Origin of the sequence: Tistlia consotensis USBA 355 (genome assembly GCF_900177295.1) — a bacterium.
GTDB classification, from domain to species: Bacteria; Pseudomonadota; Alphaproteobacteria; order Kiloniellales; family DSM-21159; genus Tistlia; species Tistlia consotensis.
In genome coordinates this window covers 289,269-315,264 of record NZ_FWZX01000005.1, presented here as the reverse complement: position 1 = coordinate 315,264, position 25,996 = coordinate 289,269, and the positions used below count along the sequence as shown (strand labels likewise).

Here is a 25,996-nt window from a genome sequence, read left to right as displayed (position 1 = left end):
CCGCGGCGGCCAGGGTGGGACAGGGCCATTGATTTTGTCTAATTTAAAGAACCGAAGAAACGATTAGTTAGGCAAATACAGTGGCCAGCCTGCAGCAGCTCCGCGCCTTCCTGACCGTCGCCGAGACCGGCTCCTTCGTCGCGGCGAGCGGTCGCATCGGCCTGTCGCAACCGGCGCTCTCGCTCTCGATCAAGGCGCTGGAGGAGGAGGTCGGCGGCCGGCTGCTCGACCGCAGCTCGCGCCGCGTCGCGCTGACCAGCGAGGGCCGCCAGTTCCGGCCGGTGGCGGCGCGCCTGGTCGAGGACTGGCACGCCGCCTTCGACGACATCCGCAGCCTGTTCCGCATGGAGCGTGGCCGGGTCTCGCTGGCGGTGCTGCCGAGCGTCGCCGTCGGCCTGCTGCCGCGCGTCGCGCCCGACTTCACGGCGCGCTATCCGAACGTCGACATCGAGGTCTTCGACGTCATCGCGGAGCGCGTCGCCGAGCTGGTGCGCAGCGGCCGCGTCGACTTCGGCTGCTCGGTCGAGCCCCGGGAGCGCGCCGGCCTCGCCTTCGAGCCGCTGCTGCACGAGCGCTTCCTGGTCGTGCACCGCCCCGACCATCCGCTCGCCGCGGCGGGGCGGGCGACCGCGGCGGACCTCGCCGGGCATCCCTTCATCGCGCTCAGCCGCGCCTCCTCGGTGCGCCGCGCCGTCGATGCCGCGCTCGAGCCCTCGGGCCGCCGCATCCGGCCGCTCTTCGAGGTCGAGCAGATCTCGACGGCGGCGATCCTGATCGCCAGCGGCCAGGGCCTGACCGCCGTGCCGGCCTCCTGCATGGCGCTGATGCGGCCGCACGGCCTGGTCGGCACGCCGCTGGTCGAGCCCGAGGTCGATCGGGTCGTCGGCCTGCTGCGGCGCGAGGGCGCCTCGCTCTCGGTCGCCGCGGCGACCCTGGCGGCGCGGTTCCGCGCGGCCTTTGCGGCGGTGGGCCAGGGGGGCGAGGCGGGGGGCGAGGCGGGGGAGGGAGCGGGGGACGGGGCGGAGGCGAGCGACATCCGGTGACGTTGCCAGCGGCGGCTGCCGCGCCTATAACGCGGCCAGAGGATGACGGCCGCGCCACGCGTCGCGGCGCCTGCTGCGAGAGCCGTCGACACGTTCGGGAGAGAGGGGCCGGGGTGGACTACGCAACCGCACGCCTCAACATGGTCGAGAGCCAGCTGCGCACCAACCGGGTGTTCGACGCGGCGCTGCTCGATGCCTTCGAAGCCTTGCCGCGCGAGCGTTTCGTGCCGGAGGCGCGGCGCGGCTTCGCTTACGTCGACGAGGATCTGCCGCTCGGCGGCGGCCGCTACCTGATGGAGCCGATGGTGCTCGGGCGCCTGATCCAGGCGGCCGGCATCGAGCCGGCCGACTCGGTGCTCGACGTCGCCGGCGCGACCGGCTACGGCACGGCGCTGCTGGCCCGCCTGGCGGCCAGCGTCGTGCTGCTGGAGCCCGACGGAGCGCTCGCCCAGCAGGCCGAGACGACCCTTGACCAGCTGCAGGTCGACAATGCCGTGGTGGTCACCGGCGATCCGGCCCAGGGCTACGCGCGCCAGGCACCCTACGAGGCGATCGTCGTCGAGGCGGCGGTCGCCGAGCTGCCGGCGGCGCTGCTCGACCAGCTCGCCGAGGGTGGCCGACTGGTCGCGCCGCTGCTCGAACGGCCCGGCCTGTGCCGTGCCGTCCTGGCCCGCAAGGACGGCGGCGCCGTCTCCCAGCGCGTGCTGTTCGACTGCTCGACGCCGGTGCTGCCCGGCTTCGAGCGCCAGGAAGGCTTCGTCTTCTAGCGCTGGAAAGTCCGCCCGGAATCAGGCACAGGAATCGTCAAGGATTGTGGGCGAAGATCGCACGGCAACTATCTGAAAGACGGAGCGGGTCGATGGCGGGAGCTGCTCGCAGGCCCGACAGGAACGGCACGGAAGGTTCTCGGGTGGCACGAATGGTAGCGCGACGCGGCATCGTCCACGGCCTCTCCGGCGCCACGCTGAGGGCCGGGTTGCTGGGCGGACTGGTTCTCGCCGGCGGTCTGGCATGGAGCGGCCCGCTGCGGGCCGAGACGCTGCTCGACGCCCTGGCCACGACCTACAACAGCAACCCGACGCTCGCGGCCGCCCGTGCCCAGCTGCGTGCGACCAACGAAGGCGTGCCGCAGGAGCTGTCGAACTGGCGCCCCAGCGTCACGGTGTCGGTCGGTGCCGGGCCGGGCACCTCCCGCACCAGCTCTCCCACCACCCGGGCGGCCGGAACCGACGACTTCAATTCGCTCCACGAGCTCTCGGCCGACGTGACCGTGACGCAGCCGCTCTATCGGGGCGGCCAGACCGTGGCCGGCACGAAGCGGGCGGAGTTCGAGGTCTATGCCCAGCGCGCTCGCCTGGCCTCGACCGAGCAGTCGGTGCTGCTCGACGCCGCCACGTCCTTCATGGACGTCTGGCGTGACGAGGCGGTGCTGCAGCTCAATCTGAACAACGAGCAGGTGCTGACCCGACAGCTCCAGGCCAGCCGCGACCGCTTCCAGGTCGGCGAGATCACCCGGACCGACGTCGCCCAGTCGGAATCGCGCCTGTCGCGCGCGACGGCCGACAGGGTCCAGGCCGAAGGCAACCTGCGATCCAGCCGGGCGACCTACCAGCAGGTCATCGGCACCGCGCCCGGCACCCTGCGTCCGCCGGGCCCGCTGCAGGGCATGCCCTCGACCAGCGCCGACACGGTCTCGGCCGCGCTGTCGCAGAACCCCGACGTGATCGCTGCCGGCTTCTCGCAGCAGGCTGCGGACCGATCGGTGCGGCAGAACATCGGGGCGCTCCTGCCGAGCGTCAATCTCGTCGGCGAGTTCACCCACACTTCCGAGACGAGCCTCCCCGACTACAGAACCGACAGCGGCAGCCTGCTCGCCGAGCTGTCGGTGCCGCTCTATCAGAAGGGGGCCGTCTACAGCCAGGTGCGCGAGGCCAAGCAGCTGCTGAGCCAGCGTCGCCTGCAGCTCGACGAGGCGCGGCGCTCCGCCGAGCAGTCGGCGGTCGCCGCCTTCCAGGCCCTGTCGACCGCCCGTGCCCAGACCCAGGCCTACCAGGCCCAGGTCGACTCGGCGCAGATCGCCCTCGAAGGGGTGCGCCAGGAGAACGCGGTCGGCGCGCGCACCGTGCTCGACGTGCTGAACGCCGAGCAGGAGCTGCTCGATGCCAAGGTCAGCCTGGTCGGCGCGCAGCGGGACGAGATCGTCGCCGGCTTCCAGGTGCTGTCCGCCGAGGGCCGGCTCAACGCGAAGGAACTCGGCCTGCCGGTGAAGATCTACAATCCCGAGGACGACTACCAGGCGGTACGCAACAAGTGGTTTGGCTTGAGTGCGCCCGGTGAATAGGCTAAGGCCGCAAGTCATCGGACAGTCACCGAGTCGTAACTTGAGGCGCGTTCCGGACGCGACGGCTGCATGAGCGACAATCAGGGCCAGAGCGAACCGTCGATGGAGGAGATCCTGGCGTCGATCCGCCGGATCATCTCCGAGGAGGACGCCGAGGAAGGCAAGCCCGCCGCCGCTGCCGCTGCTCCTCCCGAAGAGGTCGAGGAGGAGGACGACGACGTCCTCGAGCTGACCGAGATGGATGCCGTCCAGGACGAGGAGCCTGAGGAAGAGCCCGCGGAAGAGCCCGAGACGGTGCTCGATCTCGACGAGGCCGACGCGCTGCCAGACGAGAACGAGCCGAGCGATGCCGCGGCGCCGGCGGCGGTGGCGGCCGAGGCGGCGATCGCCGAGCTCGAGGTCGAGGCGGAAGCAGCGGCCTCCGGGCCCGTGCGGGAGACCGGCATGGGCCGGGCGCTGCGCGAGGGGCTGGTCTCCGCCTCGACGGCCGCGGCGACGACCGCCGCCCTCTCCGAGATGACGCGCCGCCGCCGGGTCCCGCCCGGGCTCGGCGCGCCGACCGGCGGCGAGAGCCTGGAGGCCTTCGTCGCCCGCCTGCTGGAGCCGCATCTCCAGGCCTGGCTCGAAGACAACCTGCCGCAGCTGGTCGAGCGCGTCGTGCGCGACGAGGTGCGCCGCCTGGCGCGCCGCGCCGAGGACGACTGAGCCCCGGGCCGGTCCGCCGGCCCCGTCCTGCATCCCCGATCTCTACCGACTCTGGACATCGCGCCGTCGGTGATTATGGTTGCGCGCCCGCGACCGCCTTGCCGGGAGGCGGCGCCGCAGCATTCCGTTCTGCCCAGGAGACCGATCGGCGATGGCCGAGCTCGACAAGACCTACCGTCCGCAGGAGGCTGAGGCCCGCCAGTACCAGCGCTGGGAGGACAGCGGCCGCTTCGCCTGCGACCCCGGGTCAAACGCCCGGCCCTACACGATCATGATGCCGCCGCCGAACGTCACCGGCAGCCTGCACATGGGCCACGCGCTGACCTTCACGATCCAGGACGTGCTGATCCGCTGGCACCGCATGAGCGGCCGCGACGTGCTCTGGCAGCCGGGCTCCGACCATGCCGGCATCGCGACCCAGATGGTCGTCGAGCGCCAGCTCGCCGAGAAGGGCATCAGTCGCCGCGACCTGGGCCGCGAGCGCTTCGTCGAGAAGGTCTGGGAGTGGAAGGCCCACTCCGGCGGCACGATCAACCGCCAGCTGCGCCGGCTCGGCGCCTCGCCGGACTGGGCGCGCGAGCGCTTCACCATGGACGAGGGCCTGTCCCACGCCGTGCGCCTGGTCTTCGTGAGGCTGCACCGCGAGGGCCTGATCTACCGCGACAAGCGCCTGGTCAACTGGGACCCGAAGCTGCTGACCGCGATCTCCGACCTCGAGGTCCAGCAGACCGAGGTCAAGGGACATCTCTGGCACTTCCGCTATCCGATCGAGGGCGAGCAGGGGCGCTTCATCGTCGTCGCGACGACCCGGCCCGAGACGATGCTGGGCGACAGCGCGGTCGCGGTGCATCCCGACGACCCGCGCTACCAGGACCTGATCGGCAGGCACGCGGTGCTGCCGCTGGTCGGCCGGCGCATCCCGATCGTCGCCGACGAGTACGCCGACCCCGAGACCGGCTCGGGCGCGGTCAAGATCACGCCGGCCCACGACTTCAACGACTTCGAGGTCGGCCGCCGGCACGGCCTGGAGATGATCAACATCCTGGACGCCCAGGCCCGGCTCAACGACCAGGTGCCGGCCGAGTACCAGGGCCTCGACCGCTACGAGGCGCGCAGGAAGGTGGTCGCGGCCCTCGAGGCCGAGGGCCTGCTGGAGCGCATCGACGACCACCTGCACATGGTGCCGCACGGCGACCGCTCGGGCGTCGCCATCGAGCCCTGGCTGACCGACCAGTGGTACGTCGACGCCAAGACCCTGGCGCAGCCCTGCATCGAGGCGGTCGAGCAGGGCCGCACGGTCTTCGTGCCGAAGCAGTGGGAGAACGTCTTCTTCGACTGGATGCGCAACATCCAGCCCTGGTGCGTCTCGCGCCAGCTCTGGTGGGGCCACCAGATCCCGGCCTGGTACGGCCCCGACGGCCAGGTCTTCGTCGAGATGGACGAGGCCGACGCCCGGGCCGCGGCGCGCGCGCACTACGGCCAGGACGTCGCGCTGACCCGCGACGAGGACGTGCTCGACACCTGGTTCTCCTCGGGGCTCTGGCCCTTCTCGACCCTGGGCTGGCCGAGCGAGGAGGCCGGGGTCGAGCGCGACCTCGCGCGCTACTACCCGGGCGACGTGCTGGTCACCGGCTTCGACATCATCTTCTTCTGGGTCGCCCGGATGATGATGATGGGCCTGCACTTCATGGGCGAGGTGCCGTTCCGCACGGTCTACATCCACGCCCTGGTGCGCGACCAGTACGGCCAGAAGATGTCGAAGTCGAAGGGGAACATCATCGATCCCCTGGAGCTGATCGACGAGTACGGCGCCGACGCCCTGCGCTTCACCCTGGCCTCGCTGGCGGTGCCGGGCCGCGACGTCAAGCTGGCGCCCGAGCGGGTCGCCGGCTACCGCAACTTCGCGACCAAGCTGTGGAACGCGGCGCGCTTCTGCCAGATCAACGGCGTCGCCCTGAAGCAGGGCTACGACCCGGCGGCCAACCGCCTGACGGTCGACCGCTGGATCGTCTCGAAGCTGGCCAGCCTGGAGCGCGAGGTCGCCTCGGCGGTCGCCGCCTACCGGCTCAACGACGCCGCGGCCCAGCTCTACCAGTTCACCTGGAACATCTTCTGCGACTGGTACATCGAGCTCGCCAAGCCGGTGCTGAACGGCGCCGACGAGGCCGCGGCCGCCGAGCTGCGCGCGACCGCCGCCTTCGTCATGAACCGCCTGCTGCGCGTGCTGCATCCCTTCATGCCCTTCCTGACCGAGGAGCTGTGGCCGGCCTTCGCCGCGGCGGACGAGCGCCTGCTCATGGCCAGCCGCCTGGGCATGCCGGACGAGCTGCCGAACAGCCCCGAGGCGATGCGCGAGATCGACTGGCTGATCGAGACGATCACCCAGGTCCGCTCGCTGCGCGCCGAGATGTCGGTGCCGCCGGCCGCCGAGCTGCAGCTGCTGGTCCGCGATGCCGGCCCGGAGACCGACCGGCGGCTCGGCGAGCTCGGCGAGCCGCTGCGCCGGCTCGCCCGGCTCAAGGAGGTCCGCGTCGCGACGGAGCCGATGCCGAAGGACGCCGTGCAGTTCGTCGTCGAGGAGGCGACCTACGGCCTGCCGCTCGGCGCGGTGATCGACGTCGGCGCCGAGCGCCAGCGCCTGAACAAGGAGATCGGCAAGCTCGACAAGGAGCTCGCCAAGATCGAGGGCAAGCTCGGCAACGAGCAGTTCCTGGCCAAGGCGCCCGAGGAGGTCGTCGCCGAGAACCGCGAGAAGCGGGACGAGCTGGTCGCGACCCGCGACCGCCTGCGCCTCGCCCTGGCGCGCCTGGAGAGCATGTAGGCCCGAAGGAGCTCCGCGACGCCGGTCGCGACCGCCTCGCCCGAATTCTTGCTCCTGCTGTAGCGAAGAGCTAGACTGCCCGCGGCACGAGAAACCTCGGCGGGGGGCAACCGGTGCGTTTCAGCGGTGCCGTTCTATGTGCAACTCTTCTCTGGCACCTCACGGTGCCGGAGGCGGCGGCTCAGTCGGAGCGCTCGGCGCCCGCGGTGCAGAATGCGCCGACGCGGGCGCCGGCCGACGCGGTCTTCGACGAGCTGGAGCGCATCGACCGGGAGCGACATCGCGATCTCCTCGGCAAGGTCCCGGACGTCACCTGGGCCGACGTGCTCCGCGATCCCGACAACCTGACCCTCAATGTCGCCTATGCGCGCGCGCAGCTGGCCCGCGGCGACCTCAAGAGCGCCAGCGCGACCCTCGAGCGCATCCTGCTGATCTCGCCCCACGAGCCGCAGGTCGAGCTGCTGCAGGGCCTGGTGCTCTATCGTCTGCGCGAGTACGGCGGCGCCGAGCGCGCGCTCTCGGCAGCCCTGGCCGGGAAGCTCTCCGACGACCAGCGGACCCAGGCCGAGCGGGCGCTCTCGGCCATCGCGGAGGCGCAGCAGCAGACCCGTCTCACGCTGACCCTGGGCGCCGGGCTGCGCTATGACGACAACCGCGAGCAGGAGCCGCTGGGCGGCTCCCGCCTGGTCCTCGACACTCCCGTCGAGGCCGACGCGGAACATGGCGACACCGCCGTCGTCAGCCTCGCCCGGGTGCGCCTGTCCCACGAGCTGGACAATCAGGACGGCGACCTCGTCTTCGGCGAGGCCACCTACTACGGTGCCGACCAGCTGCGCGACAACAATCTCGACCTGCAGGTGTTCGGCGCCAATGCCGGCATGACGCTCTACTTCGGGGCCTTCACCCTGACGCCGCGGGTCGGCGCCGACCTGGTGCGGCTCGAGGACCAGAACTACCTGACCGCGCTCAGCGGCGGGGCGAGGCTGGACTGGCAGCTGCTGCCGGACTTCGCGCCCTTCGCCGAGTTCCGGCTTGCCGACGAGAATTTCGACGACGTGTCCGCGGCGCCCAGCGGCGAAGACCGGACGGGGCTGCGCCGCAGCCTGGCCGCTGGCTTCCAGTGGCAGGTGCTGCCGCGCGTCTCGCTGGCGGTCACCGGCGAGCGCCAGGTCAAGGAGGCGCGCCGCGACTACGAGGGCTATCACGGCTACGCGCTGCGGCTGACGCCGCTGCTCGTCCTCGACAACGGCCAGTTCCTGCGCGGCGACTTCACCGTGCGCCAGCGCGACTACTTCGGTCCGGACGCCTTCGTCTCCTCGGAGACCCGGGGCGACACGGACTACGTCGCCGGGATCAGCTACTGAGCGCCGCTCTCCTTCTTCGCCTCTCCGCTGCCGGCGCTCGCCAGGGCGCTGGAGGACGTCCGGATCCTGGTCACCCTTGAACAGCAAAGAAACGTGTCCAACATCCCGAACTACGACTTTCTGTCGCACAGGGCGCAGTTCCTGATCACCCGGAGCTTCCGCTTCTGAACGCGCAGAGGGCATCAACCGCGAGGGGCAAGGGGCAGATGGTCCCGTTCACCCGTGTGGCTCCGGCGATCGCCGCCCTGATCCTGGCAGCCGGCCTTCCGGCCGGAGCCGGGGCTCTTGCCGCGGCCCCGGGGGATCTGGCCGGCGTCTCGGCCGCCGTGCGCGGCAACGTCCTGCTGACCTCGGTTCTGACGAAGGCGGCCCACGCCGCCACGAGCGGCGAGGACGTGCTGTTCGGGGACGCGGTGCAGACCGCCGACTCCTCGGGCATGCAGCTGCTGCTGCTCGACGAGTCGGTCTTCACCATCGGCGCCAACGCCAAGCTCGTCGTCGATGCCTTCGTCTACGACCCGGCGAGCGGGGAGGGCCGTCTGGCCGCCGACCTGCTCAAGGGCGCCTTCCGCTTCGTGTCCGGCGGACTGTCGGCGCGCGATCCGAAGCAGGTCGAGCTGCGCCTGCCCGAGGCGACGATCGGCATCCGCGGCACCATCGTCAGCGCTCTCGTCACCCCGGAGGGCAGCTACGTGCTGCTCGACGGCCCCGGCCGGGGGAACGACGCCTTCGCCCGCCGCGGCGCGGTCCTGGTGACCGCGCACGGCGCGACCGTCGAGCTGCGGCGGCCCGGCTTCGCGACCTTCGTTCCCAACGGCGGCGTGCCAGCCGAGCCCTTCCGGGCGTCGGCCGAGCTTCGCCAGCGCTTCGCCAGCGCTCTGGCCGCCCAGCCCGCGAGCCGCCGAGCCGGCCTGGGCCTCGGCGAGCTGGGCGATCCGGTCGGCGCTTCCGGGGTGACCACGACCGAGGCCTTCGCCGCGCTGCCGACCCTCCGGGCGGCCGAGGCCATCAGCGAGTTCGCCTTCGACAGCGCGCCCGACGATCCCAACGGCCGGGGCGCGAGCAGCGGCATGTCGACGGAGGTCGGCACGACGAGCGACGGCGCTGCGGACAGCGGGCTCGCCGCGACCGGCGGGCTGCAGGATCAGACGGACCAGGCATCCCAGACCGTCGACACGGGCAGCGCCGCCGCCAGCAGCACCGCGACCTCCTCTGCGAGCGGCGGCAGCAGCGGCAGCCCGACCAATCCGACGGGCCCGATCACCAACGTCCTTCTGGTGAGCGGTCCGACCGGGTGAGCCGGGCCGTTCGACGCCCCGGCCGACGCGGCCGCCGACGTCCCCGCTCGTGATCGTGCTCTAGCCTCCCGCGAGACGCGGGCGCATGCTGCTCGCCAGCCGGGCAGGGCGCCCGGGCGACCGGCGGCACACCGGGGGGCGAAGGAGTGCGGTTTCTTTGGATCGCCGCGGCGCTGGCCGTGACGGCGTCGTGCCTGCCAGGCGCCGGGGGGCGCAGCTGGGCGCAGTCGGCCCCCGCGGCCGCGGCGGCGCCGGCCGCGACCCCCGGGGCTTCCCCCTCGGCGGAGCAGCTCGAGCGGCAGTCCCGGGACGCCATCGATGCGCTGGAGCGGCTCGAGCGCAGCCGCCCGGCGCCGGGGGACGCCGACGGCCCGGTGGTGACCTGGGCCCAGGTGCTGCGCGATCCGGACAACCTGCAGCTCAACCTCGCCTTCGCCCGGCGACAGCTTGCGCTCGGCGAGCTCAAGGGCGCCAGCGCGACGCTGGAGCGCGTCCTGCTGATCGCGCCCGACCAGCCCGAGGTCCAGCTGCTGCACGGCCTCGTGCTCTATCGCCTGCGCGAGTACGCCGGCGCCGAGCAGGCGCTGCGGGCGGCGCTCGCCGGCGGCATCTCCGGGCGCGGCAAGGACGAGGCCGAGCGCGCCCTCGACGCGATCGCCGACAGCCGGCGGCGCACCCTCGGGACGCTCAGCGTCGCCGCCGGCGTCCGCTACGACACCAACCGGGACCAGGCGCCGATCACCGGCAAGCGGCTGTTCCTCGACTTCCCGATCGCGGCGGACCCGGGGCAGCCGGACAGCGCCATCGTGACGATCGCGCGCCTGCGCCTCGTCCACCGGCTGACCGGCCAGGCCGGCCACGAGCTGTTCGCCGAGGGCACCTACTACGGGGCAAACCAGCTGGAGATCGACGATCTCGACCTGCGCTTCTTCTCGGCCGGGGCGGGCATGGCGCTCCACTTCGGTCCCTTCACCGTCACGCCCCGCGGGCACGCCGACCTGCTGCAGCTGGCCGGCCAGAACTACCTGACGTCGCTCGGCAGCGAGGCGCAGCTGTCGTGGCAGGCGCTGCGGGGCCTGGTGCCCTTCCTCGAGGCCTCGATCGACGACGAGAACTTCGACGACGTGCATGCGGCGCCGAGCGGCGAGGACCGCACCGGCCCGCTCTGGCGGCTCGCCGCCGGCTTCCGCTGGCAGGTCGCGCCCGACGTCGCCTTCGAGCTGAGCGGCGCACGCGCCACCAAGAACGCACGCGAGCAGTACGAGGGCTACCAGACCCTGGAGCTGACCGCCGCGCCGACCTTCCTGCTCGGCGGCGGCCAGTTCCTGCGGGGCGAGCTGACCGTTCGCCGGCGCCGCTACTTCGGTCCGGACCGCTTCGTCTCCGAGCAGACGCGCCGCGACGTCGACTGGGTCGCGCGGCTGACCTACGGCGCGCCGCTGTCGCTCTATGCCCGGCCGCTGCCCGGGCTGGCCGCGGCGCTGGAGGGGCTGCAGCTGCTCATTTCTCTTGAACAGCAGCGCACGGTGTCCAACATCCCGAACTACGACTACTTGAGTCACAGGGGCCAGATTCTCCTGACGCGGAGCTTCCGGTTCTGATGGCCCGGGTGGCGGCAACGGCGAGGGACAGGCGGCGATGACCCTGTTCACCCGGGCGGCCCCGATCCTGGCGATCGTGCTGGCCGCAGCCCGGCCGTCGACGTCGGGGGCGATGGCCGCCCCCGGGGACCTCGCCGGGATCTCCGCCGCGGTGCGCGGCGACGTCCAGCTGACATCGGTGCTCTCCAGCGACGTGCGGCGGATCGGCAGCGGCGAGGACGTGCTGTTCGGCGACGCCCTGCGCACCGCGCCGGCCTCCGGCCTGCAGCTGCTGCTGCTCGACCAGTCGGTCTTCACCATCGGCGCCGATGCCCAGCTGGTCGTCGACTCCTTCGTCTACGACCCCGCCTCGGGCAGCGGCGAGCTCACCGCCGAGCTGCTCAAGGGCGCCTTCCGCTTCGTCTCGGGCGGCCTCTCGGCCAAGGACCCCGGGCAGGTCCAACTCAGCGTGCCGGAAGCCACGATCGGCGTGCGTGGCACGATCGTCAGCGCGCTGGTCACCGAGGCCGGCTCCTATGTCCTGCTCGACGGCCCGGGGCGCGGCAACGACGCCTTCGAGCGGCGCGGCGTCGTCACGGTCAGCGCCGGCGGCCGGACGGTCGAGCTGAGCCGGCCCGGCTTCGCGACCTTCGTCGCGCGCGGTGCCGCACCGCTCGAGCCCTTCGAGGCGCCGCCCGAGCTGCGCGGCCGCCTGTCCGGCGCCCTGGCGGTGCGGCCGGGCGCGCAGACGCAGCGGGCGCAGGCGCAGCCGGCCGGCGCGGCCGGCGGCGACGCGGTCGCCGAGTCGGGCGTCGGCACGACCCAGGCCTTCGCCACCCTCTCGACCGGCCGGGCCGTCGAGGCCGTGGCCGAGGTCGCGGCCACGGCCGAGCCCGACGACCCGGAGGGGCAGGACGCGACGGCCAGCAGCACGCTGGCCGGCGACGCCGCGACCGGTGTGACCGACAGTGCCGTCGCCGCGACCCTGGCCCAGGACGTCGACCCGCAGCTCTCCGACAGCCTGGAGCTGACCGCGCTGGAGACCCTGGAGCGCATCGACGGCCTGAACTCCAGCGCCGTCGACCATTTCGCCGGCGACGGCAGCTTCACCCTGACCCAGCGCAACGGCCAGACCCTGGGCAGCCCGCTGGAGGGCACGTCGCGGCTGTCGCTGACCATCGACTTCGGCAACCGCACGCTCGGCGACGCCAACTCGGGCCTGCGCGTCACCGCCGGCGACTTCTCCAAGGTCGTGCTGATCGATCACCTGAGCTTCGACGAAGCGGTCGGCGGCTTCGCCCTCTGGATCCAGAACAACGCGAACGACCAGGAGGTCGTGCGCGACGGCAGCTACATCCTGATCAGCGGCAAGAAGGGGGTGGCCAGCGAGGCCAGCGCCGGCCTGATCCTGGAGAGCGGCGGTGACGCCGGGACCGCGAAGATCGTCGATGCGCCGCGGCTCGACGGCGCCAGCCCCGGTCTGCCGTGACGCTGCCGCGAAGCGCTGGGCCGCGAAGCGCCGGGCCGCGAAGCGCCGGGCCGCGATGAGGCGCCGTCGCTGGCCGGTCCTGGCGTCCGGATTGATCGCCCTCGCCGCCATGGTCTGCCTGCGCGTGCTCGATCCGGCGCCGATCCAGGCGCTGCGGCTGCGCGCCTTCGACCTCTACCAGCGCACGGAACCGCGGCCCTACCGGCCGGTCCCCGTCACGGTGCTCGACATCGACGAGGCGGCGCTCGCCGCCGAGGGGCAGTGGCCCTGGCCGCGCAGCACCGTCGCGCTGATGGTCGAGCGGCTGCGCGCCCTGGATGCCGCGGCGATCGCCTTCGACATCCTGTTCAGCGAGCCGGACCGGACCTCGCCGCGCCAGCTGCTGCGCGACCTGCCCGACACGCCCGAGGGCGCGGCCCTGGCCGAGCGGCTGCGCGCGCTGCCGGACCATGACGAGCAGCTCGCGGCCGCCATGGCGTCCGCCCCGACGGTCGCCGCCGTCGCGCTGTTCCACGGCGCCGAGGGCAACCCCGAATCGCCGCCGCAGAAGGCCGGCTTCGCCTTCGCCGGCAGCGATCCCGCCGGCTTCCTGCCGCGCTATCGCGGCGCTCTGCGCGACCTGCCGCCGATCGAGCGGGCGGCGAGCGGCCTCGGCAGCATCACCTTCGATCCCGATTTCGACGGCGTCGTGCGCCGCCTGCCGCTGCTGCAGGTCCTGGGCACGGCGATCCTGCCGAGCCTCTCGGTCGAGGCATTGCGCGTCGCCCAGGGGGCGAGCACGCTGATCGCGCGCAGCGCCGACGCCTCCGGCGCGCTCGGCCTCGCCGAGTCCGGCGGCCTGAGCGCGATCAAGGTCGGCCGCTTTGTCGTGCCGACCACCGCGGAGGGCGCGCTCTGGCTCTGGTATCACGGCCCGCTCGAGGGGCGCCGGCTCTCGGCGGCGGGCCTGCTCGGCGACGGCTGGGCCGACCTGCGGCCGGCCGTGGAGGGGCGGATCCTGCTGGTCGGGACCAGCGCCCAGGGCCTGCGCGACCAGCGGGCGACGCCGCTGTCCGGCTCGGTCGCCGGGGTCGAGATCCACGCCGAGGCGCTGGAGCAGATGCTCGCCGGCACCTTCCTGACCCGGCCGGACTGGGCCGAGGGTGCTGAGATTGTCGCCCTGGTGCTGCTCGGGCTGCTGTTCGTGCTGCTGCTGCCGCTCGCCGGTGCGCTGTGGTGCGCCCTGCTCGGGGTGCTGGCGGTCGGCGCCGGACTGGCGGCCTCGTGGCTCGCCTTCAGCCGCGCCCACTTCCTGCTGGATCCGGTCTATCCGGCGCTCGCCGCCTTCGTCGTCTACCTGACCGTGACGACGCTGCGCTACGCGCTCAGCGAGCGCGAGCGCGACCGGGTGCGCGGCGCCTTCTCGCGCTATCTGGCGCCGGCCCTGGTGGAGCGCCTGGCCGAGCGGCCGCAGGCGCTCAAGCTCGGCGGCGAGAGCCGCGAGATCACCGTGCTGTTCGCCGACATCCGCGGCTTCACCACCCTGTCCGAGCGCCTGACGCCGGAAGAGCTGACCGCCTGCCTCAACCGCTTCCTGACGCCGATGACCGACGCGCTGCTCGCCGAGGGCGCGACCATCGACAAGTACATCGGCGATGCGATCATGGCCTTCTGGAACGCGCCGCTCGACCAGCCGGACCATCCCCGGCGCGCGCTGCGCGGTGCCCTGGCGATGCGGCGCCGGCTGGCCGAGCTGGCGCCGCGCTGGGCCGAGGAGGACGCGGCCGCTGGCCGCGAGCCGATCGAGATCCGCATCGGCATCGGCCTCAACAGCGGGCCCTGCGTCGTCGGCAATCTCGGCTCCGAGCAGCGCTTCGACTACTCGGCGCTCGGCGACACGGTGAACCTGACCTCGCGCCTCGAGGGCATGTCGAAGGTCTATCGTGTCGACATCCTGGTCGGCGAGGACACGGCCCTCCAGGCGGCCGGCTTCGCCCTGGTGGAGCTCGACCGGGTGCGGGTCGTGGGACGGGCCCACCCGGTCGCCGTCTTCGCCGCGCTCGGCGACGAGAGCCTGGCCGCCGACCCGGACTTCCAGGCCCTGAAGGCGCGCCACGAGGCGGCGCTGGCCGCCTACCGCGCGGGCGCGTGGGACGAGGCCGAGGCCGCCTTCGGGGCATTGCGCGACACGACCGACCCGTTGCTTCGCTCGGTCTGTCCGGTCTTCCTGGAGCGCATCGCGGCCTTCCGGGGGGCGCCGCCGGCTGCCGACTGGGACGGCGTCTTCAGGGCCGAGCACAAGTAGCCGGCCGCCCTGGCGTCATGACCGCCATCCCGCTTCGGGGGGTCGCGGGACGGCCGCGCTTCGGCTACCGTCCGGCCGAAGACCGACAAGAGCCTCGAGAAGACCACGCCGGGAAGGGAGTTTCGTCCTATGCCGCTCGACACCGCCAAGCCCAAGTTCGACAAGGCCAAGCTGCCCAGCCGGCACGTCTCGGTCGGCCCGGACCGGGCGCCGCACCGCAGCTACTACTATGCGATGGGCATGACGGAGGAGGAGATCGCGCAGCCCTTCGTCGGCGTCGCGACCTGCTGGAACGAGGCGGCGCCCTGCAACATCTCGCTGTCGCGCCAGGCCCAGGCGGTCAAGCTCGGCGTCAAGGCGGCCGGCGGCACCCCGCGCGAGTTCACCACGATCACCGTGACCGACGGCATCGCCATGGGCCACCAGGGCATGAAGTCGTCCCTGGCCAGCCGCGAGGCGATCGCCGACACGGTCGAGCTGACCATGCGCGGCCACTGCTACGACGCCCTGGTCGGGCTCGCCGGCTGCGACAAGTCGCTGCCCGGCATGATGATGGCCATGGTCCGGCTCAACGTGCCGAGCGTCTTCATCTACGGCGGCTCGATCCTGCCCGGCCGCTTCAAGGGCAAGGACGTCACCGTGGTCGACGTCTTCGAGGCGGTCGGCCAGCACCAGGCCGGCAACATGGGCGATGCCGACCTGCACGCCCTGGAGTGCGTCGCCTGTCCCTCGGCCGGCTCCTGCGGCGGCCAGTTCACCGCCAACACCATGGCCTGCGTCTCCGAGGCGATCGGCCTCGCGATCCCCGGCTCGGCCGGCGCGCCGGCGCCCTACGAGAGCCGCGACGCGCTCTGCGAGCAGTCCGGCCAGATCGTCATGCAGGCCCTGGCCAGCGGCATCCGGCCCCGCGACATCGTCACCCGCAGGTCCCTGGAGAACGCCGCGCGCGTCGTCGCCGCCTCGGGCGGCTCGACCAACGGCGGCCTGCACCTGCCGGCGATCGCCCACGAGGCCGGCATCGACTTCGACCTGCACGAGGTCGGCAGGATCTTCAAGTCGACGCCCTACATCGCCGACCTGAAGCCGGGCGGCCGCTACGTCGCCAAGGACCTCTACGAGGTCGGCGGCGTGCCGGTGATCATGAAGGCGCTGCTCGACGGCGGCTACCTGCACGGCGACTGCATCCAGGTCAACGGCAAGACCCTGGCCGAGAACCTGGCCCACGTCGTGATCCCCGAGGACCAGGACGTGGTGCGCACCACCGCCAAGCCGCTCAGCCCGACGGGCGGCGTCGTCACCCTGCGCGGCCGCCTCGCGCCCGAGGGCGCGATCGTCAAGGTCGCCGGCATGAAGGTGCTGACCTTCCGTGGCACGGCGCGCTGCTTCGACTGCGAGGAGGAGGCCTTCGCCGCGGTCCAGCGCCGCGACATCCGCGAGGGCGACGTCATCGTGATCCGCTACGAGGGGCCGAAGGGCGGCCCGGGCATGCGCGAGATGCTCTCGACGACCTCGGCGATCTACGGCCAGGGCATGGGCGACAAGGTCGCGCTGATCACCGACGGCCGCTTCTCCGGCGGCACCCGCGGCTTCTGCATCGGCCATGTCGGGCCGGAGGCGGCGGTCGGCGGGCCGATCGGCCTGCTCAAGGACGGCGACGTCATCGTCATCGACGCGGTCGAGGGCACGCTGGACGTCGAGGTCTCGGACGAGGAGCTCGAGGCGCGCCGCAAGGCCTGGCAGCCGCGCACGACCGACTACCAGTCGGGCGCGCTCTGGAAGTACGCCCAGCTGGTCGGCTCCGCGGAAAAGGGCGCGGTGACCCATCCGGGCGGCGCCGCCGAGACCCACTGCTACGCGGACATCTGACGAGGGACGACCGCGGGCGGCGCCGTCATGCATGGGTAACGACAGCGAACGGACCGCCTACGGCATCGCCTGCGTCGTCTCTGCCAGCTTCTTCACCTCGCTGGCCGGGCCGATCGTGCGTGCGGTCGAGAGCAGCGACGGCTGGACGCTGCAGTTCTGGCGCCAGGCCTGGTTCCTGGCCTTCATCCTGCTGTTCCTGACCTGGCGCCACGGCTGGCGGGGCCTGCCCAAGGCCTGCCGGGACATCGGCCGGCCCGGGCTGATCGGCGCCGTCGCGATGGCAATCTCCTTCGTCGCCTTCGTCTTCGCGATGATGGCGACGACGGTCGCCAAGGTCGTCTTCATCGGGGCGACCTCGCCCTTCCTGGCGGCGCTCTTCGCCTGGATCGCGCTCGGCGAGCGCCTGAAGCCCGTCACCTGGCTGGCCATGGGGATCGCGCTGAGCGGCATCGCCCTGATGGCCGGCGACGGCCTGACCAGCGGTCAGGGCGCCGGCGTGCTGCTCTGCGTGATCACGGTGCTCGGCTTCGGCGTCACTCTGGTCTGCCTGCGCAGCCGGGCCGATCGCGACATGCTGCCGACCATCGCCCTGGCCGGGGTCCTGGCCCTGATCGGCAGCGCGATCATGGCGCCCTCCTTCGCGATCAGCGGCCACGACATGCTCCTGGCCGCGATCTTCGGCACGGTGCAGCTCGGCTTCCAGTACGTCCTCGTCGCGATCGGGGCGCGCCACGTGCCGGCCGGGGAGGTCGCCCTGCTGGGCCGCCTGCAGCTGGTCCTGGGGCCGCTCTGGGTCTGGATCACGGTCGACGAGGCGCCGAGCTACCTGACCCTGGTCGGCGGCGCCGTCGTGGTCTCGGCGATCGCCCTCCAGTCGAGCTTCGCGTTGCGCCGGCGCTCCCCGATCACGCCCTGACCGGCCGCTCCGGCGGCAGCAGCGGCTCGAAGCTGAGGCGCTGCTCGAGCGGCGGCTGGACGATGCCGTAGGTGACGCCGCGCAGGATCTGCACCACGGCGCCGGTCTCGTCGACCAGCGGCAGCTCGATCGCCTCGACGCTCAGCCACGGGCGGTTCGCCCAGTCCTGGCGCGCGAGCCGCCGGTAGGGCCGGACCTGCTCGACGATGGTCGCGAGGGTGGCCCGGATCTCCGTCGCGGCGTCGCCGTGCAGGGCGGCGTCGATCTCCAGGCCGGTGACGTCGCGGCCGTTGCGCGCGACCAGCTCGCTGCCGAACAGCCGATGCCGGAAGCGCAGCGGCGCGCGCAGCACCTCGATCAGGTCGATGATCGGCAGCAGCCTCGGGATCGCGGCCAGCTCAAGGTCCCGGCCGAGCGGCGCGATCCGCGTGCCGCGGATCGCCTGCCAGTGGTCGAACAGCGACGGCAGCCTCGGGTCGGCGAATTCCTGGTGCAGGGCAGGTGCCGCCGAGGCGGGGTCGTTCTGCCGCTGGGACGGGAGGGGCGGGGGGCGACGGTCCGGCACGTCGGCCCGCCGGCGCTACGGCTCGAAGGGCTCGAAGCGGAGGCGCTCGGCCTGCGGCGGCCGGGTCCCGCCGAAGGCGGCGCCGCGCAGGATCGTCGAGACGCGCCCGCCGGCGTCGACCAGCGGCAGCTCGAGCGATTCCACGGTCAGCCAGCGCCGGTCGTGCCAGTCCAGGCGGGCGCGCCGGCGGTAGGGCCGGACCTCCTCGACGATGGTCGTCAGCGTCTCGACGATCTCGGCCGCCGCCGGGCCGTAGAGCCCGACGCCGACCGGCTGGCCCGTGGCGTCCCGGCCCATCTTCTCGACGATGTCGGTGCCGATCAGCCGGTGGCGGAAGACCAGCGGATCGTGCTCGACGGCGATCAGGTGGAGGATCGGCAGCAGCCGCGGGATCTCGAGCGGATCGATGTCCTGCCGTCGCGGCGCGGGGCGGCCGTCGCACTTGCTGGCCCAGTAGTCGTAAAGCAGCACCAGTCGCGGATCGGCCAATTCATGCCCGACGATGTTGATGGCTGATGTGCCGGTCATTTCTTCAATCTAGATGAATTTTCTTGTGCTGGCTATGCATCAGGAAAGTGCATCCATTTCCGAATTACTGCTCGGACGACGCATCGTAGGGAGCGTCGGGTGCTGGATCTGCTGTTGCCCGTGGCCGGCGCCGGGGCAGGGGCAGGCGGATCCGGCGGAGCCGCCGGCCGAGCCTGCCGGACGTCCCGGGCCGGCCGAGCTTGCCGAGCCGCTCGCGCAGGCCGTGCCGCGCCAGGGCCGTCGCGACCAGCTCCTCAACCAGCTCGTCGAGCTGCAGGCCGGCACGCCGGACGCGCCCGGCCTCGAGGCTGCGCGCGACCAGCGTGGCGGCGCCGAGGCGCAGGCGGACACCCGGCTGTGCCGACGCGCCGAGGTGGGCGTCGAAGTAGCCGGCGACGGTCAGCTCGCGCTCGGCGTCGGGCAGCGTCAGGCCGTAGAGGCCGGCGACCTCGGCGAGCCGTGCCTCGCCGTTCAGCGGCAGCTCGCCGAAAGGGGCGGTGAGCCGGCGCGTGACGTCCGGCGACTCCTCGAACAGGCGGTCGAGCCGGCGCACCCGGTCCGGCGGCGTCAGGATGTAGACGTAGTCGCCGGGATGCAGCGGCCCGGCCTCCGCCGCACTCAGGATTTCGCGCTCGCGCACGACCAGCACGACACGGGCCCAGGCCGGCAGCCGGCTCAGCGCCAGGATCAGGCTGTCGGTCGAGATCGGGTAGCCGACCATCTCCCGCTCGGTCTGGCCGGGGATGTCGAGCTCGACCCGCTGCACGCTGGGCGCCGTGCGCCTCAACGCCATGCCGAGGTAGCGCGCCACGCCGGTCAGGCTCCAGCCCTGGACCAGCAGCGAGACCAGGACGACGAAGAAGGCGATGTTGAAGAAGGCCTCGCCGTAGGCGACGCCGGTCAGGGTCGGGATCGCCGCGAGGAAGATCGAGACGGCGCCGCGCAGCCCGACCCAGGAGATGAACAGCTTCTCCTTGTCCTCGAAGCCGAAGGGCCAGAGGCAGAGCCAGACGGCCAGCGGCCGGGCGACCAGGATCAGCACCAGGGCCAGCAGGATGCCGGGCAGCACGTAGTCGAGCAGCGTCCCGGGCGTGACCAGCAGGCCGAGCACGATGAACATGACGATCTGGCAGAGCCAGGTCGCGGCGTCGTGGAAGCCGACGATCGAGGGATAGGCGCGCACCGGCCGGTTGGCGACGACCAGCCCGGCCAGGTAGACGGCCAGCAGGCCGCTGCCGCCGAGCAGCGAGGTCGCGGCATAGATCGCGACCGCGACCGCGACGACGAACAGCGGGTGCAGGCCGCCCGGCATCTGGACGCGGTTGAGCAGGCCGACCACCGCGAAGCCGCCGGCCAGACCCAGGGCGGCGCCGATCGCGCCCTGCTCGGCGAGGTGGCGCAGCAGCTCCCAGCCGGGCGTGTCGACGCCGGCCAGCAGCAGCTCGGTCAGCATCAGCACCAGGAAGACCGCCATCGGGTCGTTGGTGCCCGACTCGATCTCGAGCAGCGAGCCGACCCGGCTCTGCAGCCTGAGCCCGCCGGTGCGCAGCAGGAAGAACACCGCGGCGGCGTCGGTCGAGGCGACGATCGCGCCGAGCAGCAGGCCCTGCAGCGGCGTCAGGCCGCCGATCAGCAGGGCGGCGACCCCGCCGGTGATGCCGGCCGTGATCAGCACGCCGAGGGTCGAGAGCAGCAGCGCCGGCGCGAGCGCGCCACGGAAGGTCGAGAGCCTGGTCCTGAGGCCGCCGTCGAACAGGATGATCGAGAGCGCCAGCGAGCCGATCAGGTAGGTCGCCTGATAGTCGGCGAACTCGATGCCGCCGGGGCCGTCCTCGCCGGCCAGCATGCCGACGACCAGGAAGACCAGCAGCAGCGGCGCGCCGAAGCGCGTCGCGACCAGGCTCGAGAAGATGCCGAGCAGCACCAGCGCGGCGCCGATCAGGAGGACCGCGTTGACGGGTTCCAGGCTGGCCATGGCGGGAAGCGGTTCTGTGGTCCTGGGGTTGTAGCGGCGGCGCTCACACTGCGCGTCTGACGCGACTATAGCAGGATTGCAGGAGTCCGGCCTTGCCGAGTCAGGCCCCGGCGGCCGCCGCCTGCGCCAAAACGGCCATGGGGGCCGTGGAACCGGGACCCCGGCGGCACGTTGCTCCGCGCGGGGGAACGGACATGCAATGGAGCAGAGCCATGGCTCGTTCAACGATCCTTCCGCTGGTCGCCGCCGCCGCCCTCCTGGCCGGCGGTGCCGCGTTCTCCGTCGCCGATGCGCAGTCGACCATGACCTCCAGCGAGGTCGGCATTCCCAGCCGCGACCTGCCGGCCGGCCTGGCCGGGCCGACCGGCGTCAAGACCCAGGTCGCCGCCGTCGACGAGATGGCCTCGAACGACAAGATCCTGACCAAGGACGGCATCCGCTACGCCTGCACCGGCGTCGGCGAGGACAGCCGCAGCGATCCGCGCTGGAAGAACTTCGCCGCCAAGCTGGTGTTCACCGTCAAGGGCGGCGGCTACCTGCCGGACGTCATGGCCCGCATCGAGAACGGCAAGGGCAAGCAGGTCTTCTCGATGAAGTGCGCCGCGCCCTGGCTGCTCGTCGACCTGCCGGCCGACCACTACAAGGTGGTCGCGACCGCCGAGGGCCCGCAGGGCAAGCGCTTCGAGCAGACCGCGGACCTGTCGGTCGGCGCCAAGGGCCAGCACGAGGCGATCATCCGCTTCGACGGGATTCCGGGCTGACCGTCGCGGCCGCCGCGGAGCCCGCCCGCCCGGGCCTGCCCCGCCGGCGGTCGCCGGCGGGTGGGCAGGCGGCCGGTGGGCAGGCGGCCGGTGGGCAGGTGGCGGGCGGTCAGGCGGCGCGGATCTTGCCGATGAAGGCCTCGACCTCCCGTCCGAGCTGCTGAGCGTTGCGCGACAGGCCGCCGGAGGCCTGCAGCATCTGGCTGGCCGCGGCGCCGGTTTCCTGGGCGGCCGCCTTCAGTCCCTCGGCGTTGCGGGAGACCTCGGCGGTGCCGGCCGAGGCTTCCTGGACGTTGCGGGCGATCTCGTTCGTCGCCGCGTTCTGCTGCTCGACGGCAGAGGCGATGGAGGCGGCATTCTCGTTGATCTCGGCGATCGTGTGCGCGATCTCCTTGATCGAGCCGGCCGCCTCGCCGGTCGCGCTCTGGATGCCGTGGACCTGGATGGAGATGTCGCTGGTCGCCTGGGCGACCTGATTGGCGAGCACCTTGACCTCGCTCGCGACCACCGCGAAGCCCTTGCCGGCGTCGCCGGCCCGGGCCGCCTCGATCGTCGCGTTGAGCGCCAGCAGGTTCGTCTGCCCCGCGATGTCCTGGATCAGGGAGATCACGTCGCCGATCTTCTGGGCCGCCTCGACCAGGCCTTCGATCTGGCGGTTCGTCGCCTCGGCCTTGTCGACCGCGGTGGTCGCGATGGTGCGCGACTCGCCCGCCTGGCGGCCGATCTCCGAGATCGAGGCGGCCAGCTCCTCCGACGCCGAGGCCACGGTCTGGACGTTGCCGGAGGCTTGCGTGGCGGCGCTCGCCACGGTCGTCACCTGGCCGTTCGTCTGGTCGGCCGTCGTCGACAGGTTGCCGGCCGTCGCCTCCATCTCGGCGGCCGCCTGGGCGACCGCCTCGACGACGCCCTTGACGCTGGCCTCGAAGGTTTCGGCGAGCTCGTTCATCGCCCGGCGCTTGTCCGCTTCGGCCCGTTCGGCGCCGGCCTTCTGCTCCGCCTCGAGACGCCGCACGTCGAGCGCGTTCTGTCGGAAGACCTCGACTGCCTGGGACATCAGGGCGACCTCGTCGCCGCGGGACCCGTCCGGCAGCTCGACCTCCAGGTTGCCCTCGGCCAGTTCCTGCATGCCACCGGTGAGGCGGTTGATCGGCCTGACGACGCGCCAGATCACGATCCAGAAGGCGAGCAGGGCGAGGCCGCCGGCCATGACGAGCAGCGTCGCGTTGACGGCCATCTGCGTGGTCCCCAGGCTGCGCGACTGGGCGGCCAGGGTGGCGCTGACCGTTCCCGCGAGCTTGGCCAGGGCCAGCAGGCTGTCGATGCCGGCGGTTGCGTCCGCGATCCAGTCGTGGGCGTCGATCGGATAGGGCTTGCCCGCCTCGCCGGCGGCGTAGACCTGCTTGCGCACGGCTTCGAACTTGTCGAAGAAGGCCGTCCGCACGGCGTCGGCCTGCGCCCGGATCTCCGGCGCCGCCTCGGCCTTCTCCAGGTAGGCTTCGATCCCCGACCAGGCCTGCTCGACCCGGCCGCGCAGACCGGCCAGCGTCTGCAATGTCTGCGGGGTCATCGCGGTGCCGGACGACACCAGGCCGCCGACGATGGCGCGCTCGCGTCCGGCGTACTCGCTCATGGTCCAGACCGCGTGCTTGACGTCCTGGGCCAGCAGGATGCTGGTCTGCGCGTTGCGAGGCAGGTACTGGGCCGCGAGGCGCAGGCGCTGCGAGGCCATGATGACCTTGGTGATGCCGGGAGCCCAGGACGCGGCCGTCGCGGCCGGGCGCGCCTGCCTCGGCTGTGCGAGCGCCTCGTCGGCCTGCTTGCGCAGGGCGTCGAGCGCGCTGTGATCGGCCCGCAGGGCGGAGACCAGGGCATCGCGCCCCTGGAATTCCGGACCGCTCTCGATCTCCTGGAGAGCGCTGGCCATGGCGCTGTCGGCGGCCCGGCGCCGCTCGTCGATCGCCTTGCGGGTCACGCCGTCGATCGCTTCCGGTGCCGACAGGGCCGCGTTCGTCACGCCGCGCTCTACCGCCCAGCTGCCGGCGCCGGTCAGCAGCAGGTCGGCGGTGCGGTTGCTGGCGACGACGCGTGCCGACTGCTGCATCTGCTGCCAGGCGGTCAGACTCGAAATGCCGGCCAGGGCAACGACTCCGGCGGACAGCAGGCCCGTGACCAGCAGCAGGCTGGTCCGGATCGTCAATCTGAAACGGCCCATCTTCGGTACGATTCCTCCTTCAGACTGCACGTGCGTGCTTCGTGGTTGCTTCGACTCGACGCCTTGGATCTTAACAACGACTTAATCGTCCAGTATTTACGTCGGCTGATGAGGTAATTATTCGGAGATAATTTGCACTGTTCAGTTGTTTTATCTGAAATCTCGGGATCGATATTTCGACCCGCTCTTCTCGCTGGCATCTCCCGAAAATTGCACGCTGTTCTTCGGCTGCGCCGCGGCGACGGAGTGGAGACCCGGTATTCGATCCATGCGCATGAGCCGGAATTTACAGTATCGTGCAGTGGATCGAGCTTCCTCTGCTGCGATCGAATGCGCGGGGAACGGGGCGTTACTGGCTACCGGCAGTTCGAGGACCTGGCCAAGAGAGATCGGATGCAGGTCGCGAGGCGGCGATCGCCGAATTTACTTCGGATGCTAGGGAATGCAGCGAGGGGCCGGGGCGGCGTGCCGAAGCCTGCCGCGAACAGGACGGCGGTCGTCGAACTTCATCTGCCGGTTGCAGCGGGGCAGGCGGGTGACGGCGCCTCCAGCCGTGGCGGCTCAGTGCGCCTCTGCGAGGAGTGCCTGCAGCGTGCGTTCCAGCTGGGCCTGCTCGAAAGGCTTCTGCAGCACCGGCGCGGCGGCGAAGCGCGCCTCCAGCGCGCTGCCGTCGCTGCCGGTGAGGAAGGCGAAGGGCAGGGCGCGCTCGGCCAGCGCCTCGGCGATCGGATAGGCCGGCTCGCCGGCCAGGCTGAGGTCGAGCAGGGCGCCGTCGAAGCCGCCCGCCTCGACCAGGGCGAGTCCCTCGGCCAGTGTCGTCGCCGGGCCGACGGCGCGGTAGCCGGCATCGTCCAGCAGGTCCTCGATCATGACGCAGATCATGACCTCGTCCTCGACGACCAGGATGCGCGGCCGATCGCTCTTCTCGCCAGACATTGGGATCCTTGTCGCTGCTGCCTTGCCAGCCGGCACCATACAGCCTGCGATCCGGCGGGTGCAGGGGGCATCGGCGTACCGCATCTCGGGATCTCTGCGCGTGCCGTCCGCAGTCCTCGATGGAACCAAACGGCCGGTGCACGAATTGAAGGGGTCACGGGGGCGGGCGTCAGCGCGCGGCGTTGGATTCGACAGATGACGACGCGGCACGACCGGCTCCGAGTGCGACTCGGTCGTCCGGATCGCCTGCGCCGGCCCGACGGCCTCATTGGGGGATGACTTCTCATGGCCGTTGCTGCTGCCCGGACCGCCGACCTTCCCGCCGCGGAACTGACCAAGCGCCAGATCCTCGGGTGCCTGCGCGCCTTCAAGCGCGGCGACTTCTCGGTCCAGCTGCCCGACGACCTGGACGGCATCGACGGCTCGATCGCCGAGGTCTTCAACGAGGTCGTCGCCTACAACCGCTCGCTGACCAAGGAGCTGTCGCGCCTGCGCCGGGCCGTGGGGCGTGACGGGCGGATCGGCGAGCGCGGCAAGATCGACAACGCCCAGGGCGCCTGGCAGGAGTGCATGGACTCCGTCAACGCGCTGATCACCGACACGGTCCAGCAGACCTCGGAGATCTCGCGCGTGGTCAGCGCGGTCGCCCAGGGCGACCTCTCCCAGTCGATGGCGACCGACGTCGACGGCCGGCCGCTCAAGGGCGAGTTCCTGCGCATCGCGCGGACCATCAACACCATGGTCGACCGCCTGTCGCTGGTCTCCTCCGAGGTGACGCGCGTCGCGCGCGAGGTCGGCACCGAGGGCAAGCTGGGCGGCCAGGCCAAGGTCAAGGGGGTCGCCGGCACCTGGCGCGACCTGACCGAGAACGTCAACGCCATGGCGACCAACCTGACCAGCCAGGTGCGCAACATCGCCGAGGTGACCACCGCGGTCGCGCGCGGCGACCTCTCGAAGAAGATCACCGTCGACGTGCAGGGCGAGATCCGCGAGCTGAAGGAGACCATCAACACGATGGTCGACCAGCTGTCGTCCTTCGCCGCAGAGGTGACGCGCGTCGCCAGGGAGGTCGGCACCGAGGGCAAGCTGGGCGGCCAGGCCAAGGTCGAGGGCGTGGCCGGGACCTGGAAGGACCTGACCGACAACGTCAACGCCATGGCGACCAACCTGACCAGCCAGGTGTGCAACATCGCCGAGGTCACCACCGCCGTGGCGCGCGGCGACCTCTCGAAGAAGATCACGGTCGACGTGAAGGGCGAGATCCTGGAGCTGAAGGAGACCATCAACACGATGGTCGACCAGCTCAACTCCT

The 25,996-nt window shown here is 71.9% G+C and carries 19 protein-coding genes; 14 read left to right on the top strand and 5 right to left on the bottom strand.

Annotated elements, in window-relative coordinates; translation table 11 throughout:
- The first annotated feature begins 80 nt into the window (after positions 1 to 80).
- The 12 genes from B9O00_RS09790 (at position 81) to B9O00_RS09735 (ending at position 17,707) form a co-directional block, all read left to right on the top strand.
- On the top strand, positions 81 to 1,043 hold the full coding sequence (locus B9O00_RS09790) for a LysR family transcriptional regulator (RefSeq protein WP_085122380.1): 963 nt from the start codon (positions 81 to 83) through the stop codon (positions 1,041 to 1,043).
- A 113-nt stretch (positions 1,044 to 1,156) separates the two neighbouring features.
- Positions 1,157 to 1,810, top strand: coding sequence for a protein-L-isoaspartate O-methyltransferase family protein (locus B9O00_RS09785; RefSeq protein ID WP_085122378.1), 654 nt, complete (start codon positions 1,157 to 1,159; stop codon positions 1,808 to 1,810).
- Between the two features lie 152 nt (positions 1,811 to 1,962).
- Positions 1,963 to 3,384, top strand: a complete 1,422-nt coding sequence (locus B9O00_RS09780) for a TolC family outer membrane protein (protein ID WP_085122376.1) — start codon at positions 1,963 to 1,965, stop codon at positions 3,382 to 3,384.
- Between the two features lie 69 nt (positions 3,385 to 3,453).
- A complete protein-coding gene (locus B9O00_RS09775; protein WP_085122374.1) occupies positions 3,454 to 4,089 on the top strand; it encodes a DUF2497 domain-containing protein in 636 nt (211 codons plus the stop codon).
- A gap of 151 nt (positions 4,090 to 4,240) precedes the next feature.
- Positions 4,241 to 6,910: a valine--tRNA ligase gene (locus tag B9O00_RS09770; RefSeq protein WP_085122372.1), complete on the top strand. Its 2,670-nt coding sequence runs from the start codon at positions 4,241 to 4,243 to the stop codon at positions 6,908 to 6,910.
- Positions 6,911 to 7,023: 113 nt separating this feature from the next.
- Positions 7,024 to 8,274 carry a tetratricopeptide repeat protein gene (locus B9O00_RS09765; RefSeq protein WP_143596190.1) on the top strand — a complete coding sequence of 417 codons (1,251 nt, stop codon included), beginning with the start codon at positions 7,024 to 7,026 and terminating at the stop codon, positions 8,272 to 8,274.
- Positions 8,275 to 8,480: 206 nt separating this feature from the next.
- Positions 8,481 to 9,572 (top strand): FecR family protein, encoded by a 1,092-nt coding sequence (locus tag B9O00_RS09760; protein ID WP_085122368.1) that lies wholly within the window; start codon positions 8,481 to 8,483, stop codon positions 9,570 to 9,572.
- A gap of 146 nt (positions 9,573 to 9,718) precedes the next feature.
- Positions 9,719 to 11,173: a tetratricopeptide repeat protein gene (locus B9O00_RS09755; protein ID WP_143596189.1), complete on the top strand. Its 1,455-nt coding sequence runs from the start codon at positions 9,719 to 9,721 to the stop codon at positions 11,171 to 11,173.
- Positions 11,174 to 11,210: 37 nt separating this feature from the next.
- On the top strand, positions 11,211 to 12,641 hold the full coding sequence (locus B9O00_RS09750) for a FecR family protein (RefSeq protein ID WP_085122364.1): 1,431 nt from the start codon (positions 11,211 to 11,213) through the stop codon (positions 12,639 to 12,641).
- A gap of 55 nt (positions 12,642 to 12,696) precedes the next feature.
- The gene (locus tag B9O00_RS34015) at positions 12,697 to 14,925 is read left to right on the top strand and encodes a CHASE2 domain-containing protein (RefSeq protein WP_159460169.1); all 2,229 of its coding nucleotides are present in this window, start codon (positions 12,697 to 12,699) and stop codon (positions 14,923 to 14,925) included.
- Between the two features lie 129 nt (positions 14,926 to 15,054).
- Complete coding sequence (gene ilvD, locus B9O00_RS09740; protein ID WP_085122360.1) at positions 15,055 to 16,791, top strand: dihydroxy-acid dehydratase; 1,737 nt, start codon at positions 15,055 to 15,057, stop codon at positions 16,789 to 16,791.
- Between the two features lie 31 nt (positions 16,792 to 16,822).
- Positions 16,823 to 17,707 (top strand): DMT family transporter, encoded by an 885-nt coding sequence (locus tag B9O00_RS09735; RefSeq protein WP_085122359.1) that lies wholly within the window; start codon positions 16,823 to 16,825, stop codon positions 17,705 to 17,707.
- Here B9O00_RS09735 and B9O00_RS09730 read toward each other — a convergent pair.
- The 3 genes from B9O00_RS09730 to B9O00_RS09720 form a co-directional block, all read right to left on the bottom strand.
- Positions 17,697 to 18,272, bottom strand: coding sequence for a PAS domain-containing protein (locus B9O00_RS09730; protein WP_085122358.1), 576 nt, complete (start codon positions 18,270 to 18,272; stop codon positions 17,697 to 17,699). The genes B9O00_RS09735 and B9O00_RS09730 overlap by 11 nt on opposite strands.
- A gap of 15 nt (positions 18,273 to 18,287) precedes the next feature.
- Positions 18,288 to 18,800, bottom strand: coding sequence for a PAS domain-containing protein (locus B9O00_RS09725; RefSeq protein ID WP_085122357.1), 513 nt, complete (start codon positions 18,798 to 18,800; stop codon positions 18,288 to 18,290).
- A 64-nt stretch (positions 18,801 to 18,864) separates the two neighbouring features.
- Entirely contained in the window at positions 18,865 to 20,775 is a 1,911-nt protein-coding gene (locus tag B9O00_RS09720; protein WP_085122355.1) for a potassium/proton antiporter, read from the bottom strand.
- A 212-nt stretch (positions 20,776 to 20,987) separates the two neighbouring features.
- On the opposite strand from B9O00_RS09720, the gene B9O00_RS09715 reads away from it, so the two are divergent.
- Positions 20,988 to 21,536: a hypothetical protein gene (locus B9O00_RS09715; protein ID WP_085122353.1), complete on the top strand. Its 549-nt coding sequence runs from the start codon at positions 20,988 to 20,990 to the stop codon at positions 21,534 to 21,536.
- A 109-nt stretch (positions 21,537 to 21,645) separates the two neighbouring features.
- On the opposite strand, the gene B9O00_RS09710 is transcribed toward B9O00_RS09715, so the two are convergent.
- Both B9O00_RS09710 and B9O00_RS09705 read right to left on the bottom strand, forming a co-directional pair.
- Complete coding sequence (locus B9O00_RS09710; protein WP_085122351.1) at positions 21,646 to 23,748, bottom strand: methyl-accepting chemotaxis protein; 2,103 nt, start codon at positions 23,746 to 23,748, stop codon at positions 21,646 to 21,648.
- A 561-nt stretch (positions 23,749 to 24,309) separates the two neighbouring features.
- Positions 24,310 to 24,684: a response regulator gene (locus B9O00_RS09705; protein WP_085122350.1), complete on the bottom strand. Its 375-nt coding sequence runs from the start codon at positions 24,682 to 24,684 to the stop codon at positions 24,310 to 24,312.
- Between the two features lie 285 nt (positions 24,685 to 24,969).
- Here B9O00_RS09705 and B9O00_RS09700 point away from each other — a divergent pair.
- A partial coding sequence (locus B9O00_RS09700) for a HAMP domain-containing protein (RefSeq protein ID WP_143596193.1) occupies positions 24,970 to 25,996 on the top strand: 1,027 nt, incomplete at its 3' end.